Below are 17,714 nucleotides of genomic sequence, written 5' to 3' on the forward strand. Positions count from 1 at the left end.
ATGAACTCACTGAAAGACCTGCTCGCCAACAACCGCCGCTGGGCCGCTCAGGTCACCGCGCAGGATCCGACCTTTTTCGAGCAGCTCTCGCAGCAGCAGGCGCCACGCTACTTGTGGATCGGCTGCTCGGACTCCCGCGTGCCCGCCACCCAGATCGTCGACCTGCCGCCGGGCGAGATCTTCGTGCATCGCAACGTCGCCAACGTGGTGGTGCATACCGACCTCAACGCGCTAAGCACGATCCAGTTCGCGGTCGACGTGCTGCAGGTGAAGCACATCCTGGTGGTGGGCCACTACGGCTGCGGCGGCGTCGGCGCGGTGCTGAAGGAAAGCCGGCTGGGCCTGATCGACAACTGGCTGCGGCACATCACCGACATCGCCATGAAGCATGCCGACAAGCTCGATCCGGCGCAGTCATTCGCGATGCGCCATGCGCACCTGTGCGAACTGAACGCACTGGAACAGGCGCTCAACGTGTGCCACACCACCGTGGTGCGCGAAGCGTGGGAGCGCGGCCAGCAGTTGGCGGTGCACGCCTGGATCTACGGCCTGGACGACGGCCACATCCACGACCTGGGCCTCGACGTGCGCAGCCGTGAGCAATTGCCCGAGGCCTACCACCAGGCGATAACCCAGCTGACCCGTCGCTGGGAAGGTGCTGCATGAGCGACGACAGCATCCGCACCGATGCCGCCCCCGCGCCGGTCGGCGCCTACCCGCACGCGCGGCGCGCCGGCAACCTGCTTTTCCTGTCCGGCGTCGGCCCGCGCCAGCCGGGCAGCAACGCGATCCCCGGCAACGTCCACGACGCGGGCGGCCGGCTGGTCGGCTACGACATCGAGGCGCAGTGCCGGCAGGTGTTCGCCAACGTGCGGGCGGTGCTGGAAGCCAGCGGGGTGCACTGGGAGGATCTGGTCGACGTCACCGTGTTTCTCACCGACATGAAGCGCGACTTCGCCGCCTACAACCGGCTTTACGCCGAGTATTTCGCCGGTGTCGACGCCTGCCGCACCACCGTGGGCATCGACACGCTGCCCACGCCGATCGCGATCGAGCTGAAGTGCGTCGCCTTGATCCCGGCACGCGATCCGCAAAGATAGAGACACCCCGCCGGCTTGCGCCGGCAGGGTTCCGATTCACCGCGAGCCGGTCAATCAGCCAGCCGTCGACGCCGCGGCCGGAGCTTCGGCTGCGGGCTTGGCGCTCTTGTGGCTGTGATGCTTGTGGTGCGACTTCTTGTGATGCATGGCCTTCGGTGCATCGGCCTTGGGTGCCTCGGTGGCAGCCGGTGCGGCAGCCGGAGCCGGGGTTGAGGCCGGGGCCGCCTGCTGCGCGGGAGCCGCGGCAGCCTGGGCCAACACGGAACCGGAAAGCGCCACGCCAGCCACCAGCAGGGAAGCAAACAGAACTTTACGCATCATGATGTCGAGCCTCGGACTAATGAGTTATCGCGAACCCGGCCGGAACCCGGCAACTCGGGTGGCGCGACGGGACCGACGATGCGACGCTCACGGGATACTGAAACTGAACAGGTTGCGGGATGCGCTGTGCGACGGTCGCGCAGGATCTTGACTTTCGCTTCGCCCGATCCTTGTCGCAATTACTTGCGAACGGCCAGACAGGTCCGCAGCAACTGGCCGATCAACGCCTGCACCTCCGGCGCCTTCGCCTCGTCGTAGGCGAAGCTGTCCTCATCCATGTAATTGAGCTGTGCCAACTCCAGTTGCACGGCCTGCACGCCGGCGGACGGACGGCCATAGTGGCGCGTGATATAGCCGCCCTTGAAGCGGCCATTGACGGCAACGCTGAAGCGCGACTGCGCTTCCAGGCAGGCCTGCAGCTGCTCCTGCAGCGCCGCGCCGCAACTCGCCCCAGCCGCCGTGCCCAGGTTGAAATCCGGCAGGCGGCCCTCGAACAGCATCGGCACCCGACTGCGGATCGAATGCCCTTCCCACAGCACCGCATGGCCATGCTCGGCGCATAGCCTTGCAAGTTCTTGCGATATGGCCTGGTGATAGGGTTGCCAGAAGTCGTTTATCCGCCGTTTAACTTCCGCTGCATCCGGCTCGTTCCCTTCCAGGTACAGCGGCTCGCCGTCGAAGCCGATCGTCGGTGCCAGGCCGGTTTCGCGCTGCCCCGGGTACAACGCGTGGCCGTCGGCGGGGCGGTTCAGATCGATCACGTAGCGCGAGGCCTTCGGCCTCAGCACGCTGGCGCCCAGCGCCTGCGCCAGCGGTTCGTACAACCGGCCCACGTGCCAGTCGGTGTCGGGCGAGCGGCGCGCCGCCGGATGCATCCGTGCGGCGATGTCGTCGGGAATGAAGCTGCCGTCGTGCGGCAGGCTGATCAACAGCGGCACGCGGCCGCGCCGCAAGGTGAAGGTATCCATCGGCGCATTGTAGCCGCTGGGAAATCGGCACCTGGACTCCCCCTCGGTCCGGCCAGCGCCGCGAAACCGCTACAGGCGGAAGCGTGCCGGCGAGTAAGGCGTCGCATCGATGGCGGCCGGCGCGCCGGCGAGCATCGCCGCAACCAGTTCGCCGGTCGCCGCCGACATGCTGACGCCGAGCATGCCGTGCGCGGTGGCCAGCAGCAGATTCGACCAGCGCGTGCTGGGGCCGATGATCGGAATCTCATCCACGCTCATCGGTCGCCAGCCCCACCACTCCTCCTGCAGCTCGGGCCCCTCCGGCTCGTGCAGGCCGGTGGCCGCGCCACGCCGCAAGGCATCGAGCCGGGTGCGATTGAGGCCTTCGGCGTAACCGGAGAACTCCATCGTGCTGCCCAGCCGGTAGCCGCTGCGCCAGGTGGTGACGCAGACCGACGCCTCGCGCAACACCAGTGCGTGCCGTGGCGCGCGGGCCGGCCGCGTATAGGTCAGCGAATATCCTTTGCCAGGCTGCATCGGCAGGCGCAGGCCCAGCTGCTTCGCCAGCAGCGGCGACCATGCGCCCAACGCCAGCACCACCCGCTCGCCCTGGAATGCGCCGCGGCTGCTGTACACCGTGTCGATGCGGCCATGGCCGGTATCGAACCGCTCGACCCGCGCGCCGCTCTCGATCACGCCGCCCATCTCGACCACCCGCCGCGCCAACTCGGCCGCGTAGCGGTCCGGCCGCAACCGCGCGTCGCCGGGATGGTACAGCCCGCCCGCCACGCCCGGCTTCAGCGCCGGCTCCATCGACTCGACCTGCTTGCCGCGCAGGCGCTGCACCTCGATGCCGCAGCGTTCCAGCACGGCGACATGCTCGCGTTCGTCCGCCGCCAGTTTTCGCGCGGTGCGGTAGACGTACAACTCGCCCTCCTCGGCGAATTCGCAGTCGAGGCCTTCCCCGCGGACCAGCTCGGCCAGCAGCTGGCGCGAGCGCTGCAGGATCGCCGCCCGCGCCGTGGCCGCAGCAGCGAAGTCGCGCCAGTTGCAGTGCCGCGCGAAACCCAGCAGCCAGCGCAGCCGCGGACCATCGAAGCGGGGGTTGAGATACAGCGGGGCATCGGCGCTCAGCATCGAACGCAGCGCCATGCCGACCACTCCCGGCATCGTCAGCGGCGGCGCATGGCTGGGCGTGATCGTGCCGCAATTGCCGTGCGAACTGCCGCAGCCGGGCGTGCCCTGTTCCAGTACCCGCACGCGGGCACCCGCCTTCAGCAGGAACAGCGCGCTCGCCAGGCCGATGACGCCGCCGCCAAGGATCAACACGTCGCTGCGCGAAGTATTCATGGCACCCATTGTAGCCAGCCGGGCCGGAACCGCCCGCCTCCGCACGCTTGCGCGGCTGGTGAGCCACGCCATGCCTTCCCTGCTGCCTCGCCCGTGCGCACCCGGATCCAGCCGCTCGCTGCCGCGGCCGCCGAGCCGGTACTTGCCCCGCGGCGGGTCCGGGGAGCACGCTGGGCGCAAACCGTCCCGAGACCTGGCCATGCCGAAGCAGAGGCTCTTCCCGCTGGCTTTCATCGCGATGTGCCTCGCAGCATCATCGAGAGCCCCCGCGCTGGCACAGGATTACAGCCCGGCTGCGGTCGACATGTTCCGTGGCCTGAAACAGCAGCCCAACGATCTGGCCCGCTACGACTACCTGTTCGGCGCGATACCGAAACTTCCGGTCAACGACCAGCAACTGGCGATGCAGATGTTCGCCTCGGTCGAGAACGAACTGGGGCTCTACAACGAGGCTCTCCACGACTTTCCGCTGAAGAGCCGCGTCAAGCCGGACACCACCCTGCCGACGCCAAGCGAGTGGAAGGCCGCCGATGCCGCCGAGGCCATCGCCAGGCTGGCCTCCGACCACCGGCTGGTCCTGATCAACGAGGCGCACCACGACGCCCATACCCGGCTCTTGACGCTGGCCCTGCTGCCCCGCCTGCGCGCGCTCGGGTTCGACTATTTTGCCGTCGAGGCCCTCTCGGGCAAGGACGACCGGCTGGCGCAACGCGGCTATCCGGTCGAGGAAAGCGGCACGATGTACCTGCACGAACCCGTCTACGGCGAGATTGTGCGGACCGCGCTCAAGCTGGGCTTCATCCTGGTTGCCTACGATGCGGACGCCGGCGCGACGCAGGACCGCGAGGCCGGCCAGGCGAACAATCTCTATCGGGAAGTATTCGCCAGGGACCCCCACGCCAAACTCTTCGTGCATGCCGGCTACGCGCACATCGACAAGGCGAGGGGGCGTCTCGGCAAGGCCCAGCCGATGGCCATGTACCTGCAGCGGCTGAGTGGCATCGAGCCGTTGTCGATCGACCAGACCCAGTTCCGCGAGCAGATCCCCCCGGAGCAGGACGCCTACCGGCAACTGGTCACGGACTTTCCGCCCGACGGCCCCATCGTGCTGGTCAACCGCAGCACCGGCCAGCCCTGGAGCGCCCAGCCCGGCCTGTACGACGTCAACGTGTTGCTGCCCCCCGCCGACACCGGCGGCGTCCAGAGCGGTTTCATCCAGCCCCTGACGACCGTGCACGACGCCGACCGCGACCAGCTCCAGCTGGTGCGCCGCCTCGAAAAGCTGCGCCCCGCCTGGCTGACGCTGCGCGGCGAACGCATCCCGTATGCGATCGGCACCACGCTGTGCAGGACGACCTTCCCCTGCGTCGTCGACGCCCATTACAGCGACGAGCCCGACGAGGCCGTCGCCGCCGACCGCTACGCGTTCATGCAGGGCGATGCGACAAGCCGGCTGTATCTGCGCCCGGGCAGTTATCGCCTGCGCGCGCGGGATATCCGCGGCCGGACCTTGTCCCGGCAGGTCATTACCGTCGGCAAGCGCTGAGGCTGCCCTTGATACGGGCCTCCGGAGTGCCTCCCGCAATCAAAATATCCGAGCGGTTTCGATCCACGCCGGCCATGCGCGTGCCGGTGCGGTTCAACCTGACGTCGCTTGCGGATGGGTCGGCGGAGGCAAAGCTGACAAGTTGAATTCAAAAAACACGGAAGCGAATTGATTTGCATGTGAATTATTGAATTGATAACCTCGGCGCACTCCACGCCGAGGCTATCCCGTGAGCCCGCAGCCCGTCGCCCGATTCGCCCAGTCGCTGCCACGGCTCGCGCGCGCGGCGTGGCTGCTCACGGTGATCGCCTTGCTGTCCGCCTGCGCCGGCAGCCCGCATCGGCGCCAGCCTGCCGGAACCTCGCATTCGACACTCGCCGACCTGCCGCCACGCGCGCCTTCCGCCGCCAGTGCCGGCGAGGCGAACGACATCCTGTTCCGCGCGATCGGCCTGGTCGGCACGCCGTACCGCTGGGGCGGCAACACGCCCGCCGGCGGCTTCGACTGCAGCGGCCTGGTCGATTACATCTACCGCACCGCCGCCGGCATCAGGTTGCCGCGCACCTCGTCCGACATGGCCGCGATGGACGGCCGCAAGGTGCGCCAGATGACCCAGCTGGCCAGCGGCGATCTGGTGTTCTTCGCCATCGGCGGGGCGATCAGCCACGTGGGGGTTTACGTCGGCAAGGGCCGCTTCGTGCATGCGCCGAACAGCGGCGGCACGGTGCGGCTGGACGACATCGACGGGCCGTACTGGGGAAGCCATTTCGCCTATGGCAAGCGGGTGCTGGATTGAGGCTGGCTTGCGGCCGCTTTGCGCGACCGGATGCGACGAGCGGGGTATGAAGCGAACCTCGGCTCCCACTCCAACGCTCCCCTGCAGGGGGTGGGGGCAAACGAAACGGCGCCCGAAGGCGCCGTCGGTTTTACTCGGTGAAGCGCACTTCAGTGCGCTTCGGCACCCGGCGCGTGGGCGTGGCCGTGCTGGATCTCTTCCTCGGTCGCCTCGCGCACTTCGCCGATGGCGACGTCGAAATGCAGCGTCTTACCGGCCATTGGGTGGTTCAGGTCGACGTCGACCGCGCTCATGCCGACCTTGTGCACGGTCACCGCGCGTTGCCCGCCGTTCTTCAACTGCAGCACGGTGGTCATGCCCGGCTTGAGGCGGCCGGCCTGCGTAAAATATTTCTTCGACATGCGCTGGATCTGGCCTTCCTGACGCTCGCCATAACCCTCGGCCGGCGCCACGTCCACGCTCAGCGACTCACCGGCCTCGTGGCCGTCCAGCGCCGCCTCCAGCCCGGGAATCAGCTGGCCGTGGCCGAGCAGTATCCACAGCTGCTCGTCGCGGTCGTGCGAGCTTTCCACCTTCTCGCCATCCACCGTCAACGTGTAATGGATCGCGATGACCTTGTCCTTGCCAGCCTTCATTGCCTGTCTCGTCGGGAATCAAACCGTGAATTCTAGCAGCCGGCGGCCCCTCCGGTACCGGCAACGCAGGTTGCTGCGGCACAACTATTGACTCGCCCGCCCCGACTCGCAGTTTTTCGCGGATCGGTACACCACGCCCCCCCGCGAGGATCGAGCGATCGCCAGACACTGCAGACGCGTACGACTCCGGGGGCCGAGGCAGACGCCGTCTACCCAACCGCCTGGGAGGAAAACGCCAATGACGCATAAACCACTTGCCGCTGCGCTGCTGGGCGCCATCGGCCTGATCGCCAGGTCCGGCGCCTATGCCGCCACCCCACGCGAGTGCAAACCCAGGCCATGGGCTAGATCACCCCGGCCGCGATGGCCGGCCGCATCAGCCTCGACGTTCAACTCCGGCGCCTGCGGCGCGGCCAGTGCCGCCGGCGACTACGGCTACTCGCACACCGATGTGGCGGCGGCGTTCGACCCCGTCGGCGTGACCTGCCGGTAACCGGAGCGGCAGCAACCCGCGAGGGCCGGCCCGGCGGGGCGGCCTTCGTCTCCGGTGCAGGCGCAAGTTCGACAAAGCCGGTCGCGTCGATGACACTGCACGCGTGATGCAACCGCCATGGCGCGATGGACCGGTATCTTTCCATGGCGCACCGCGGGAAACGTCCGGGCGGAGATCCGCGAGTCGCCACCGCCAGGAAACCGGAGCCGGATGAACCGTCTTGCCCGCCAGCGCATCGCCAGCCTGTACGACGGCCGTCTGCAGCGCTGCTACGTCCGGACCAAGCTGGCCAGCGATCCGGTCTACGCCGCCGTCACCGCGCTCGTGGCGGGCAGCGCGTTGCCGCTGCTCGACATCGGTTGCGGCATCGGCCTGCTCGGACAGTATCTGCATGCGCACGGACATGCCCTGCCCTACCTCGGAGTGGACCACGACCCGCGCAAGATCGCCGCCGGCCGGCGTGCCGTGCAACACGCCGGGCTGGCCGCGACGATGGGCCTGCATCGCGCCGACGTGACCGAACTGCCGACGACGCGCGGCCATGTCGCGCTGCTCGACGTGCTGCACTACCTGCCGGCCGGGCGCCAGCGCGAGCTGCTGCAGGCCGCCACCCGGCACCTCGCGGCGCAGGGCCGCCTGGTCATCCGCAACGTGCTGCGCGAGGACAACTGGCGCTTCCATGCCACCCGGGTCGAGGAGTTCTTCCTGTCCAGCTCCGGCTGGATTCCCGGCGGCGCCCAGCACTATCCGACAGCCGCCGAAGTGTGCGCACCCCTCGGGGATGCCGGGCTCGACGTGCGCATCGAGCCGCTGCGCGGGCTCACTCCGTTCAACAGTTACCTGATCGTGGCGCAGCCGACGGGATCCGACGGCGGATTCCCGCCATGATCCGGTCGACTAGGCCCTGCGTTGGCCGAAGCCCACGCCGCGGGCCTCCGGCCCCAGCCACAACAGTACCGCCAGCAGCAGTGCCACCAGCACCATCCACAATGCCATCGCGAACGCCAGGTCGCCGCCATGCCGCTGCGCCAGCCAGGCCTGCGCAGTAGCGGTGACCGCCGCCAGCAGGTTACCCATCTGGTAGGCAAACCCCGGCAAGGTGCCGCGCACCGCTTCCGGCGACAGCTCGTTCAGATGGGTCGGCACCACGCCCCAGGCGCCCTGCACCATCACCTGGATCAGGAACGCGCCCAGCCCCAACAGGATCAGCGAACCGCCGTACATCCACAGCGGAATCACCGGTATCGCCAGCAAGGCGGCGACCATCATCGCCCGGCGCCGGCCGATCCGCTCCGACAGCGCGCCGAAATACAGGCCGCCCGCCAGCGCGCCGAGATTCAGCAGCGCCACCAGCACGAAGGCCGTGGCGGAGCCGGTGGGCAGGTGCAGGCTGGTCTCCTCGAAGGTGTGGTACATGTCCTGCGAGCCATGGCTGAACATGTTGAACGCCATCATCAGCAGCATCAGGTAGACCGCCAGCTTCCAGTGCCCGCGCATCGCCTCCAGCAGGCCGGGCCGCCTCGCCGCCTGCGCGCCTTCCTTCCATATCGCCGATTCCGGCACCTTGCGGCGGATGTACAGCACCAGCAGCGCCGGCAGCGCGCCGACCACGAACAGGCCGCGCCAGCCGATGTGGTCGACCAGCAGCCAGTTCGCCAGGGCAGCGAGGAAAAAGCCGCACGGGTAGCCGCTCTGCAGCAGGCCCGACACCGCGCCGCGGGCCTTCGCCGGTATCGACTCCATCGCCAGCGAGGCGCCGATGCCCCACTCGCCGCCCATCGCGACGCCGAACAGGAAGCGCAGCACCAGCAAGGCGGTGAGCGACGAGGCGAATGCCGTGGCGAGCTCGAACAGCGAGAACAGGACCACGTCGAGCATCAGGATCGGCCGCCGCCCGAAGCGGTCGGCCAGCCGCCCGAACAGCAGCGCGCCCAGCGGCCGTGCCGCCAGGGTCAGGAACAGCGCATAGGTGATCCTGGTGGTGCCCACGTCGAACTCCTTCGCCACGGTGACGATGACGAAGGTCAGCAGGAAATAGTCGAACGCATCCAGCGTCCAGCCCAGGAAACTGGCCAGCACCGTGTGCCGCTGGGTGGCATCGAGTTCACGCAAGGGCGCAAGCAGGGACATCGGCCTCTCCTCGAACGGGGTGTCGCGCCGCTAGCGCGCCGGCGACGATGGTACCGTGCAGCCGACGGCGCAGGCTGCCACCGATGCCGACAACGGACCCGGCGGATTCGCATCGGTCCAACGCCAGCGAGATCGTGGTGCGGCTGCCTCACTGAATCGATATCCGCACAGCGTTCAGCCTGGTGCCGCGCCATCGTACGGTGCGGCGGCGAATCGGCTATACTCGCCGGCGCAGTCATCACCTTGGCTGCTGCGACGCACCGTCGCCCCCTTCCCCTTAGTCTGCAACACGGTATGAACACTCCGGGTTGCTCAGGAGTGTTACATGTCCTTCGATTCGCTGGGCCTTGCGCCCGCGTTGCTGCGTGCGCTTGCCGATTACGGCTACACCACGCCTACCCCGATCCAGGCCGCCGCGATCCCCGCGGCGCTGGAGGGCCACGACCTGCTCGCCGCCGCCCAGACCGGCACCGGCAAGACCGCCGCGTTCGCGCTGCCGCTGCTGCAGAAGCTCTCGACCAGCGGCCAGACCATGACCCGCCGCCCGCGCGCGCTGATCCTCACTCCCACCCGTGAGCTGGCTGCGCAGATCCACGAGAACATGCGCGACTATGGCAAGCACATCCAGGTCAGCGCCACCACCATCTTCGGCGGCGTCGGCATGGGCCCGCAGATCAACGCCCTGCGCCGTGGCGTCGACATCGTCATCGCCACTCCGGGCCGGTTGATGGACCACATGCAGCAGCGCACGCTGGACCTGTCCGCGGTGGAGACGCTGGTGCTGGACGAAGCCGACCGCATGCTCGACATGGGCTTCCTGCCGGCGCTGAAGCGGATCCTCGCCGCGCTGCCGAAGAAGCGCCAAACCCTGCTGTTCTCGGCCACCTTCGCCCCGGCGATCAAGGCGCTGGCGCTGGACTTCATGCGCAACCCGCGCGAGATCTCGGTCTCGGCGCCGAACACCGTCACCACCCTGGTCAGCCACCAGGTGCACCCGGTAGACGCTTCGCGCAAGCGCGACCTGCTGCTGCACGTGCTGTCGCAGGACAGCCGCCGCCAGACCCTGGTGTTCAGCCGCACCAAGCACGGCGCCGACAAGCTGGTCACCTTCCTCAACGCCTCCGGCCTGCGCGCCGCCGCGATCCACGGCAACAAGAGCCAGAACGCGCGCACCCGCGCATTGAGCGATTTCAAATCCGGCCGCATCACCGTGCTGGTGGCCACCGACATCGCCGCCCGCGGCATCGACATCGAGCAGTTGCCGATCGTGATCAACTTCGACCTGCCGTCGGTGGCCGAAGACTACGTGCACCGGATCGGCCGCACCGGCCGCGCCGGCATGGAAGGTTTCGCGCTGTCCCTGGTCAGCCATGACGAAAGCGGCCTGCTGCACGACATCCGCAAGCTGCTGAAGCAGGACATCGCGATCACGCCGGTAGCCGGCTACGAGCCGTCCGCCCCGCTGCGGCTGGATGCCGGCGCGCCGCGGCCGAAACAAGGCGGTGGCGGCCAGCGTCAGCCATCGCGTGTGCCGCGCCAGGGCAAGACCGCCGGCGCGGCACGGCCGAACGGCTACGCGCCGCAGGGCCGCGGCGAGCATGCCGCCGGCAACCAGCGCCGCCGCACGAACCGCCGCCCGGCCGCCAAGGCCTGATCCGGAAGGCCTGATCCAGACCTTCCGAAAACCTGCGCGCCCCGACTGCAGGAGCGCACCCTGCGCGCGATAGCTCTGATGCCGATCAGGGCCAAGAGCTATCGCGCACAGGATGCGCTCCTACAACAGGCCCAATGCTGCCGCGTGATGGCGCAGGTGGTCGTCGATGAAGCTGGCGATGAACCAGTAGCTGTGGTCATAGCCGGCATGCCGGCGCAGCAGCAGCGGCTGCCCCGCCTCGGCGCAGGCCTGGTCGAACAGCTCGGGTTTCAGCTGGGCTTCGAGGAACGGGTCGGCCTCGCCCTGGTCGATCAGGATGCTGCCGCCGAAAGTCTGCAACCGCACCAGCTCGCAGGCGTCGTAGCCGGCCCATGCCGCCGGATCGTCGCCGAGATAGCGCGGCAGCGCCTTCCTGCCCCATGGCACCTGGCTGGGCGCCACGATCGGCGCGAACGCCGATACCGAGCGGTAGCGCGCGGGATGCTTCAGCGCGATGGTCAGGGCGCCGTGCCCGCCCATCGAGTGGCCGCAGATGCCGCTGCGCGCCGTGTCCACCGGGAACCGCGCAGCGATCAGCGCGGGCAGTTCGTCCGCCACGTAGCTGTGCATGCGGAAATGCGCCGACCACGGCGCCGCGGTGGCGTCGACGTAGAAACCCGCACCCTCGCCGAACTCCCAGTCGCCGGTGGCGCCATCGATACCGGTGCCGCGCGGGCTGGTGTCGGGCATCACCAGCACCAGGCCCAGCTCGGCGGCCAGCCGCTGCGCGCCGGCCTTGATCGTGGCCGTTTCCTCGGTGCAGGTGAGCCCCGCCAGGTAGTACAGCACCGGGCATCTGCCCCGTGCCGCCTGCGGCGGCTGGTACACGGCGAAGCGCATCGGCCCCACGCAACTCGTCGACGCGTGCCGATAGAAGCCTTGCACGCCGCCGAAACAGGCCTGCTCGGAGAGAATCTCGATGCCGTCCATCACCACCTGCTCAAGCAAATGCCAATGCCGATCATAAACCGTCCGCCCGGATGCGCCGGCGCAACGCGACGTTCAGCGCTCCTGGTCGGTGGGCCGCATCAGGATCTCGTTGATATTGACGTGCGGCGGACGCGTCACGCAGAACGCGATCGCCTCGGCCACGTCGCGCGATTGCAGCTGGCGCATGCCGTCGGCCCAGGCGTTGAGCGCATCCCTGGTGGCGGCATGGCCGATGTGGTCGCGCAGTTCGGTCTGCACCACGCCCGGCTCGATCACGCTGACGCGGATGCCGTGCCGGTACACCTCGCGCCGCAGCGCCTCGGAGAACGCCACGACGCCGAACTTGGTCGCCGAATAGGCGGCCGCATTGGGGTTGGCGATGCGCCCGGCGGTGGAGGAGATGTTGACGACGTGGCCGTCGCCGCGCGCCGTCATGCCCGCCAGCGCCGCCTGGGTCGAGGCGATCAGGCTGAGCACGTTGAGCTCCAGCATCTGCCGCCAGCGGCCGAGGTCGGCCTCGGCCACCGGCTCCAGGTACATCACGCCGGCGTTGTTGACGAGGACGTCCAGACGTCCGAAGTGCGCCTCGGTCTCGCGCACCACGCGCTGCGCCTGCGTCTCGTCGAGCAGGTCGGCCTCCAGCACCAGCGGTTCGGCGCCGAGCCCGGCGAGCTGCACGGCGAGCTTATCCAGGCGGTCGCGCCGACGGGCCGTCACCGCCACGCGGGCGCCTTCCTCGGCCAGCGCGATCGCGGTCGCCTCGCCGATTCCCGAGGACGCGCCCGTCACCAGCGCGACCTTCCCCTCCAGACGCTTCGCCATGCCTGAATCTCCTGTGCCTTGAACGCATTACGACGCGGGCCGGGTGCCCGCGGACTGCTACAATAACCCCCATTCTCCCGCACGCCGTCCGGTGTGCCACCCCGAGGTTCCCCCGATGTCATCCCCCTCTCCCGACTCCGCCCCGGCTGCCGCCGGCTTCACCGCGCTCGGGCTGGATCCGAATGTCCTGCGCGCACTGGCCGACGTGGGCTACGAGTCGCCCTCGCCGATCCAGGCCGCCACCATCCCGCCGCTGATGGAAGGACGCGACGTGCTCGGCCAGGCGCAGACCGGCACCGGCAAGACCGCTGCGTTTGCGCTGCCGATCCTTTCGCGGCTGGATCTCAAGCCCGGCAAGCCGCAGGCGCTGGTGCTGGCGCCCACGCGCGAGCTGGCGATCCAGGTGGCCGAGGCGTTCCAGCGCTACGCCACCTACCTGCCCGGCCTGCAGGTGCTGCCGATCTACGGCGGCCAGAGCTACGGCCCGCAGCTGCACTCGCTCAAGCGCGGCGTGCACGTCGTGGTCGGCACGCCGGGCCGCGTGATCGACCACCTGGACAAGCGCACGCTGGATCTGTCCGAGCTGAAGTACCTGGTGCTCGACGAAGCCGACGAGATGCTGCGCATGGGTTTCATCGACGACGTCGAGAAGGTGCTGCAGGCGACCCCGCCCGGGCGCCAGGTCGCGCTGTTCTCGGCCACCATGCCCGCGCCGATCCGCAAGATCGCGCAGCGGCACCTGAAGGAGCCGGTCGAGGTCACCATCAAGTCCTCCACCACCACCGCGGCGAACATCCACCAGCGCTACTGGTTCGTCAGCGGCATGCACAAGCTCGACGCGATGACGCGCATCCTCGAGGCCGAGCCGTTCGACGCGATGATCATCTTCGCGCGCACCAAGCAGGCCACCGAGGAACTCGCCGGGAAGCTGCAGGCGCGCGGCCTGGCCGCCGCGGCGATCAACGGCGACATCGCCCAGCCGCAGCGCGAGCGGGTGATCCAGCAGCTGAAGGACGGCAAGCTCGACATCCTGGTCGCCACCGACGTGGCCGCGCGCGGCCTCGACGTGGAGCGGATCAGCCACGTGCTGAACTACGACATCCCCTACGACACGGAGAGCTACGTGCACCGCATCGGCCGCACCGGCCGCGCGGGACGCAGCGGCGAGGCGATCCTGTTCGTCAGCCCGCGCGAGCGCGGCATGCTGCACGCGATCGAGCGCGCCACGCGGCAGCCGATCGAGCAGATGCAGCTGCCATCGGTCGAGGTGGTCAACGACGTGCGCATCGGCAAGTTCAAGCAGCGCATCAGCGACATGCTGGCGCAGGGCGACCTGGGCCAGTTCCAGCAGCTGATCGAGCAGTACGAGCAGGAGCACAACGTGCCGGCGGTCGAAATCGCCGCCGCGCTGGCGCGCATCGCCCAGGGCGACCAGCCGCTGCTGCTAGCGCCGCCGCCGAAGCGCGAGAAGCACGAAGCGGCCACACGCGAACACAAGCCGCGCGAACGCGATAGCGCCAGCCGCGCGCCGCGCGAACACAAGCCCCACGCGCACGAGAATGCGCCGCCGCGCGAGGGTGCCCACCGCCCGGTGCGCGCGCACGCCACCGAGCAGGGCAAGCGCACCTACCGCATCGAGGTCGGCCACGAGCACGGCGTGAAGCCGGGCAACATCATCGGCGCGATCGCCAACGAGGCCGGCCTGGACAGCCAGTTCATCGGCCGCCTCAGCATCCGCGACCATTACAGCCTGATCGACCTGCCCGACGGCATGCCGAAGGAGGTGTTCGAGCACCTGAAGAAGGTATGGGTGGTGCAGCAGCAGTTGCGCATCCACGAGTGGGACGGCAGCGACACCGGCACCAGCGCGCCGCCGGCACACAAGCCGGGCGGTTTCAAGAAACCCGGCGGCTTCAAGCCGCGGCCCGGCGGTGCCAAGCCGCCGCGGCGCAAGTAGCGACAGCGCGACAGACAGCGACGACACGGCATCGGCCGGGTCGCCGCCAACGGGCCACCACCCGGCCCAACCGTCGGACCTCGTCCAGGTCGCGCCATCAAGCCGCGGCTCGATTGGCTTGTGCCCGTTGTCGTGCAACGCTTGCAGGCGAGGAAGCCACGGGCGTTCGTCGCACGCAACGCTGCGTTCCTCGCGGCGATGGCTGCAAACGGCCGGTGCCGCCCCATCATGGTGAGATGGAATTCCACGGAACGTCGCCCATGAGCACCCTGCCCAGCCTGTACGTCTCGCACGGCTCGCCGATGACCGCGCTGCAACCCGGCCTCACCGGCCAGCGGCTGGCCGAGCTGGCCGCTGCGCTGCCACGTCCCAAGGCGATCGTGATGGCCAGTGCGCACTGGCTGTCGCGCCGGCCACAGGTGGGTGCCGCGACACAGCCGGAAACCATCCACGACTTCGGCGGCTTTCCCGCGCCGCTGTATCAGCTGCACTACCCCGCGCCGGGTGCGCCGGAACTCGCCGAACGCGTCGCCCACTTGCTGGACCAGGCCAACTTGGCGCCGGCCATCGACTCCGAACGCGGTCTCGACCACGGCGCGTGGGTGCCGCTGCGCCTGCTGTATCCGCAAGCCGACATTCAGGTGGTGCCGATCTCGATCCAGCCCGAACTCGGCCCCGCGCACCAGTACGCACTGGGCCGGGCGCTGGCGCCATTGCGCGACGAAGGCGTGCTGGTGATCGGCTCGGGCAGCATCACCCACAACCTGCACGACTTCGCTTCCGGCTACAGCGACCAGCGGCAGGCGCCGTACGTGAAGCCGTTCATCGACTGGATCGAGCACAAGCTCGCCGCCGGCGACATCGACGCCTTGCTCGACTACCGCCGCCAGGCACCGTTCGCCGAACGCGCGCACCCCACGGACGAACACCTGCTGCCGCTGTTCGTGGCGCTCGGCGCCGCCGGCACGGACGCCCGTGCGCAGCGGATCGACGCCGGCATCGACATGGGCTTCCTGGCGATGGACATCTACCGCTTCGATTGAAGCCGGAAGGAGCGCCGCTCAGGCGCTCTGCGGCAGCGGCGGCTCGCCGGCATCGAACGGGTCGAGCCAGTCCTCCGGGGTCAGTACAGGCAAGCCATGCGCGAGGCGCGCCTTGTCGCACTGCGGGCTGGCCGCGCCGAACTCCCACGACGGCTGCACCTCGCGGCATACCGACGGCCGCTGCGGGTAGATGCCGCAGTGCGCGGCCTCGCCCACCGTGCCGTGCAAGGCCACGCAACGCGGCTGCGCGGCGTTGGTGCCGCGCATCGCCAGGCGGTGCGGATCAAGCTTCTCGGTCAACTCCGGCGGCACCTTGCCACCGAGAAAGGCTTCCGCTTCCGACCAGTGAAACGCCACGCGAAAGAACGCGCAGCAGGCACCGCAACGCAGGCAGGGATGTTCCATCGAACCCATCAAGAGCGCCCCGAGGCGCGCAGGAGGCGAATTCTAGAGCAGCGGGCGTCCGGTGCGCAGCAGGGAAGCAAGCGCTCCCCCCTCCCTGCCCTCCCCTGCCGAACAGGGAAGGAGATTCCGAAAGCCGGCAACCGCTGCGCGGCTGCCGGCCTGGTTACTCATGGCTCGCCGGCGAAGGTATTGCACTGGGCGATGTCGCCGTCCTCGAAGCCGGCCTTGAACCACTTCACCCGCTGCGCCGAGGTGCCGTGGGTGAACGTGTCCGGGCGCACGCGACCCTGCGCCTGTTGCTGCAGGGCGTCGTCGCCGATGTGGCTGGCGGCGTTGAGCGCCGATTCGATGTCGCCCGGCTGCAGCCAGTTCAGGTCCTTCTGGCTGTGGTTGGCCCACACGCCGGCATAGCAATCCGCCTGCAGTTCCTGCCGCACCGACAGGCCATCGGCACCGTCCATCGGCGCGCCGCGGCGGCGCGCCTCGTCGACCTTGTCGAACACGCCGGTCAGCTTCTGCACGTGATGGCCGACCTCGTGGGCGATCACGTAGGCGCGGGCGAAATCGCCGGAGGAGTGCAGCTCGTCCTGCAACTGCTGGAAGAACGCCAGGTCCAGGTACACCTTCTGGTCGCCCGGGCAGTAGAACGGGCCCACTGCCGTGGTGGCGCCGCCGCAGGCCGTGTTCACGCCGCCGCCGAACAGGTGCAGCTTGGGCTCCACATAGGTCGCCCCGTGCGCCTGGAAGATCTCGCCCCAGGCCTGTTCGGTCGAATGCAGGACCGCGCTGACGAAGGCCTGCTGCTGGGGATCGACCTGGATGGGCTGCCCGGTCTGCGTGGGGGCGCCCGGCTGGGTACCGCCCTGGTCCAGCAGCGCCAGCGGGTTCTTGAAGAAGATCCAGCCCAGCAGCGCCAGTATGACCAATCCGCCCAGGCCCATGCGGCCGCCACCGCCGAAACGCGGGCCGCCGCCGTCACCGCTGTCGATCTCGACGTTGTTGCTGCTGCCGCCTTTTTGCCAATCCATCAGGAACCCCTCGTTGACTGGTGCGCGCGCCCCCTGCCGCGTGGCGACGATAACGCGTCGGCCACGGCGGCGCCATGCGCTGGCCGCGGTTAAAGTAGGCATCCACCCACGAGGATTCCCGCATGACCCACCTGCCCGCCCTGGTCACCCTGTTCGCCGTGCTGCTTCAGTTCGGCGTCATGTGGGCCGTCGGCCATGCCCGCGGCAAGCACGGCATCAAGGCACCGGCCACCAGCGGCCATCCGGCGTTCGAACGCGCCTACCGGGTGCAAATGAACACGCTGGAGAGCACGGTAATGTTCCTGCCCACGCTGTGGCTGGCGGCGAACTACGGCTTCAGCGGCTGGGCCGGCGTGGCCGGTCTGGTCTGGATCGTCGGCCGCGTGTGGTACGCGCTGGCCTACCTGAAGGATCCCGCCAGGCGTGGCCCCGGCTACCTGGTCGGCATGCTCGGCTGGGCTGCGCTGCTGGTCATGGCCTGCCTCGGCGTGGGCCGGGCGATGCTCGCCGGCTGAATG

19 protein-coding genes are annotated in these 17,714 nt (G+C 68.9%); 10 read left to right on the forward strand and 9 right to left on the reverse strand.

The window, feature by feature from the left end:
- A complete protein-coding gene (gene can / locus RHOFW104R8_RS10130; RefSeq protein ID WP_068090670.1) occupies positions 1-666 on the forward strand; it encodes a carbonate dehydratase in 666 nt (221 codons plus the stop codon).
- A complete protein-coding gene (locus tag RHOFW104R8_RS10135; protein WP_068090673.1) occupies positions 663-1,100 on the forward strand; it encodes a RidA family protein in 438 nt (145 codons plus the stop codon). The genes can and RHOFW104R8_RS10135 overlap by 4 nt, the downstream gene beginning before the upstream one ends.
- Positions 1,101-1,154: 54 nt before the next feature.
- Here the strand turns inward: RHOFW104R8_RS10135 and RHOFW104R8_RS16965 are convergent, their stop codons facing one another.
- The 3 genes from RHOFW104R8_RS16965 to RHOFW104R8_RS10145 all read right to left on the reverse strand — a co-directional run bounded on the left by RHOFW104R8_RS16965 (position 1,155) and on the right by RHOFW104R8_RS10145 (position 3,718).
- A complete protein-coding gene (locus RHOFW104R8_RS16965; RefSeq protein WP_201029459.1) occupies positions 1,155-1,421 on the reverse strand; it encodes a hypothetical protein in 267 nt (88 codons plus the stop codon).
- Positions 1,422-1,600: 179 nt separating this feature from the next.
- Entirely contained in the window at positions 1,601-2,389 is a 789-nt protein-coding gene (gene hutG / locus RHOFW104R8_RS10140) for an N-formylglutamate deformylase (RefSeq protein WP_068090675.1), read from the reverse strand.
- A 69-nt stretch (positions 2,390-2,458) separates the two neighbouring features.
- A complete protein-coding gene (locus RHOFW104R8_RS10145) occupies positions 2,459-3,718 on the reverse strand; it encodes an FAD-binding oxidoreductase (protein ID WP_068090817.1) in 1,260 nt (419 codons plus the stop codon).
- 199 nt (positions 3,719-3,917) lie between these two features.
- Between RHOFW104R8_RS10145 and RHOFW104R8_RS10150 the strand changes: the two genes are divergently transcribed.
- Both RHOFW104R8_RS10150 and RHOFW104R8_RS10155 read left to right on the forward strand, forming a co-directional pair.
- Positions 3,918-5,264: a hypothetical protein gene (locus RHOFW104R8_RS10150; protein WP_068090679.1), complete on the forward strand. Its 1,347-nt coding sequence runs from the start codon at positions 3,918-3,920 to the stop codon at positions 5,262-5,264.
- A 265-nt stretch (positions 5,265-5,529) separates the two neighbouring features.
- Positions 5,530-6,060, forward strand: a complete 531-nt coding sequence (locus RHOFW104R8_RS10155) for a C40 family peptidase (protein WP_082823595.1) — start codon at positions 5,530-5,532, stop codon at positions 6,058-6,060.
- Positions 6,061-6,209: 149 nt separating this feature from the next.
- On the opposite strand, the gene RHOFW104R8_RS10160 is transcribed toward RHOFW104R8_RS10155, so the two are convergent.
- Positions 6,210-6,695: a peptidylprolyl isomerase gene (locus tag RHOFW104R8_RS10160; protein WP_068090683.1), complete on the reverse strand. Its 486-nt coding sequence runs from the start codon at positions 6,693-6,695 to the stop codon at positions 6,210-6,212.
- Positions 6,696-6,933: 238 nt separating this feature from the next.
- Between RHOFW104R8_RS10160 and RHOFW104R8_RS17370 the strand changes: the two genes are divergently transcribed.
- Together RHOFW104R8_RS17370 and RHOFW104R8_RS10165 are read left to right on the forward strand one after the other, a co-directional pair.
- Positions 6,934-7,188, forward strand: a complete 255-nt coding sequence (locus RHOFW104R8_RS17370) for a hypothetical protein (protein WP_153021634.1) — start codon at positions 6,934-6,936, stop codon at positions 7,186-7,188.
- 210 nt (positions 7,189-7,398) lie between these two features.
- Entirely contained in the window at positions 7,399-8,076 is a 678-nt protein-coding gene (locus tag RHOFW104R8_RS10165) for a bifunctional 2-polyprenyl-6-hydroxyphenol methylase/3-demethylubiquinol 3-O-methyltransferase UbiG (protein WP_068090684.1), read from the forward strand.
- Positions 8,077-8,085: 9 nt separating this feature from the next.
- On the opposite strand, the gene RHOFW104R8_RS10170 is transcribed toward RHOFW104R8_RS10165, so the two are convergent.
- Positions 8,086-9,318: an MFS transporter gene (locus tag RHOFW104R8_RS10170; RefSeq protein ID WP_068090685.1), complete on the reverse strand. Its 1,233-nt coding sequence runs from the start codon at positions 9,316-9,318 to the stop codon at positions 8,086-8,088.
- Between the two features lie 325 nt (positions 9,319-9,643).
- Here RHOFW104R8_RS10170 and RHOFW104R8_RS10175 point away from each other — a divergent pair, with 325 nt between their 5' ends.
- Positions 9,644-10,972, forward strand: a complete 1,329-nt coding sequence (locus RHOFW104R8_RS10175; protein WP_068090686.1) for a DEAD/DEAH box helicase — start codon at positions 9,644-9,646, stop codon at positions 10,970-10,972.
- 120 nt (positions 10,973-11,092) lie between these two features.
- Here the strand turns inward: RHOFW104R8_RS10175 and fghA are convergent, their stop codons facing one another.
- Positions 11,093-11,941, reverse strand: coding sequence for an S-formylglutathione hydrolase (gene fghA, locus RHOFW104R8_RS10180; RefSeq protein ID WP_068090818.1), 849 nt, complete (start codon positions 11,939-11,941; stop codon positions 11,093-11,095).
- Positions 11,942-12,013: 72 nt separating this feature from the next.
- A complete protein-coding gene (locus RHOFW104R8_RS10185) occupies positions 12,014-12,763 on the reverse strand; it encodes an SDR family NAD(P)-dependent oxidoreductase (RefSeq protein WP_068090687.1) in 750 nt (249 codons plus the stop codon).
- Positions 12,764-12,878: 115 nt separating this feature from the next.
- On the opposite strand from RHOFW104R8_RS10185, the gene RHOFW104R8_RS10190 reads away from it, so the two are divergent.
- Entirely contained in the window at positions 12,879-14,720 is a 1,842-nt protein-coding gene (locus tag RHOFW104R8_RS10190; RefSeq protein WP_068090689.1) for a DEAD/DEAH box helicase, read from the forward strand.
- A gap of 260 nt (positions 14,721-14,980) precedes the next feature.
- Positions 14,981-15,763: a dioxygenase gene (locus tag RHOFW104R8_RS10195; RefSeq protein WP_068090691.1), complete on the forward strand. Its 783-nt coding sequence runs from the start codon at positions 14,981-14,983 to the stop codon at positions 15,761-15,763.
- Positions 15,764-15,781: 18 nt separating this feature from the next.
- Here the strand turns inward: RHOFW104R8_RS10195 and RHOFW104R8_RS10200 are convergent, their stop codons facing one another.
- The gene (locus RHOFW104R8_RS10200) at positions 15,782-16,168 is read right to left on the reverse strand and encodes a YkgJ family cysteine cluster protein (protein WP_068090820.1); all 387 of its coding nucleotides are present in this window, start codon (positions 16,166-16,168) and stop codon (positions 15,782-15,784) included.
- Between the two features lie 167 nt (positions 16,169-16,335).
- Positions 16,336-17,196 (reverse strand): neutral zinc metallopeptidase, encoded by an 861-nt coding sequence (locus RHOFW104R8_RS10205; protein ID WP_068090692.1) that lies wholly within the window; start codon positions 17,194-17,196, stop codon positions 16,336-16,338.
- A 122-nt stretch (positions 17,197-17,318) separates the two neighbouring features.
- Here RHOFW104R8_RS10205 and RHOFW104R8_RS10210 point away from each other — a divergent pair, with 122 nt between their 5' ends.
- Positions 17,319-17,711 carry an MAPEG family protein gene (locus tag RHOFW104R8_RS10210; protein ID WP_068090693.1) on the forward strand — a complete coding sequence of 131 codons (393 nt, stop codon included), beginning with the start codon at positions 17,319-17,321 and terminating at the stop codon, positions 17,709-17,711.
- Positions 17,712-17,714: the final 3 nt, after the last annotated feature.

Source organism: Rhodanobacter sp. FW104-R8, from assembly GCF_001617365.1.
Classification (GTDB): domain Bacteria; phylum Pseudomonadota; class Gammaproteobacteria; order Xanthomonadales; family Rhodanobacteraceae; genus Rhodanobacter.

Coding starts and splice junctions, on each gene's coding strand:
- can (WP_068090670.1), top strand. CDS start 1: ATGAACTCACTGAAAGACCTGCTCGCCAACAACCGCCGCTGGGCCGCT.
- RHOFW104R8_RS10135 (WP_068090673.1), top strand. CDS start 663: ATGAGCGACGACAGCATCCGCACCGATGCCGCCCCCGCGCCGGTCGGC.
- RHOFW104R8_RS16965 (WP_201029459.1), bottom strand. CDS start 1,421: ATGATGCGTAAAGTTCTGTTTGCTTCCCTGCTGGTGGCTGGCGTGGCG.
- hutG (WP_068090675.1), bottom strand. CDS start 2,389: ATGGATACCTTCACCTTGCGGCGCGGCCGCGTGCCGCTGTTGATCAGC.
- RHOFW104R8_RS10145 (WP_068090817.1), bottom strand. CDS start 3,718: ATGAATACTTCGCGCAGCGACGTGTTGATCCTTGGCGGCGGCGTCATC.
- RHOFW104R8_RS10150 (WP_068090679.1), top strand. CDS start 3,918: ATGCCGAAGCAGAGGCTCTTCCCGCTGGCTTTCATCGCGATGTGCCTC.
- RHOFW104R8_RS10160 (WP_068090683.1), bottom strand. CDS start 6,695: ATGAAGGCTGGCAAGGACAAGGTCATCGCGATCCATTACACGTTGACG.
- RHOFW104R8_RS17370 (WP_153021634.1), top strand. CDS start 6,934: ATGACGCATAAACCACTTGCCGCTGCGCTGCTGGGCGCCATCGGCCTG.
- RHOFW104R8_RS10165 (WP_068090684.1), top strand. CDS start 7,399: ATGAACCGTCTTGCCCGCCAGCGCATCGCCAGCCTGTACGACGGCCGT.
- RHOFW104R8_RS10170 (WP_068090685.1), bottom strand. CDS start 9,318: ATGTCCCTGCTTGCGCCCTTGCGTGAACTCGATGCCACCCAGCGGCAC.
- RHOFW104R8_RS10175 (WP_068090686.1), top strand. CDS start 9,644: ATGTCCTTCGATTCGCTGGGCCTTGCGCCCGCGTTGCTGCGTGCGCTT.
- fghA (WP_068090818.1), bottom strand. CDS start 11,941: ATGGACGGCATCGAGATTCTCTCCGAGCAGGCCTGTTTCGGCGGCGTG.
- RHOFW104R8_RS10185 (WP_068090687.1), bottom strand. CDS start 12,763: ATGGCGAAGCGTCTGGAGGGGAAGGTCGCGCTGGTGACGGGCGCGTCC.
- RHOFW104R8_RS10190 (WP_068090689.1), top strand. CDS start 12,879: ATGTCATCCCCCTCTCCCGACTCCGCCCCGGCTGCCGCCGGCTTCACC.
- RHOFW104R8_RS10195 (WP_068090691.1), top strand. CDS start 14,981: ATGAGCACCCTGCCCAGCCTGTACGTCTCGCACGGCTCGCCGATGACC.
- RHOFW104R8_RS10200 (WP_068090820.1), bottom strand. CDS start 16,168: ATGGAACATCCCTGCCTGCGTTGCGGTGCCTGCTGCGCGTTCTTTCGC.
- RHOFW104R8_RS10205 (WP_068090692.1), bottom strand. CDS start 17,196: ATGGATTGGCAAAAAGGCGGCAGCAGCAACAACGTCGAGATCGACAGC.
- RHOFW104R8_RS10210 (WP_068090693.1), top strand. CDS start 17,319: ATGACCCACCTGCCCGCCCTGGTCACCCTGTTCGCCGTGCTGCTTCAG.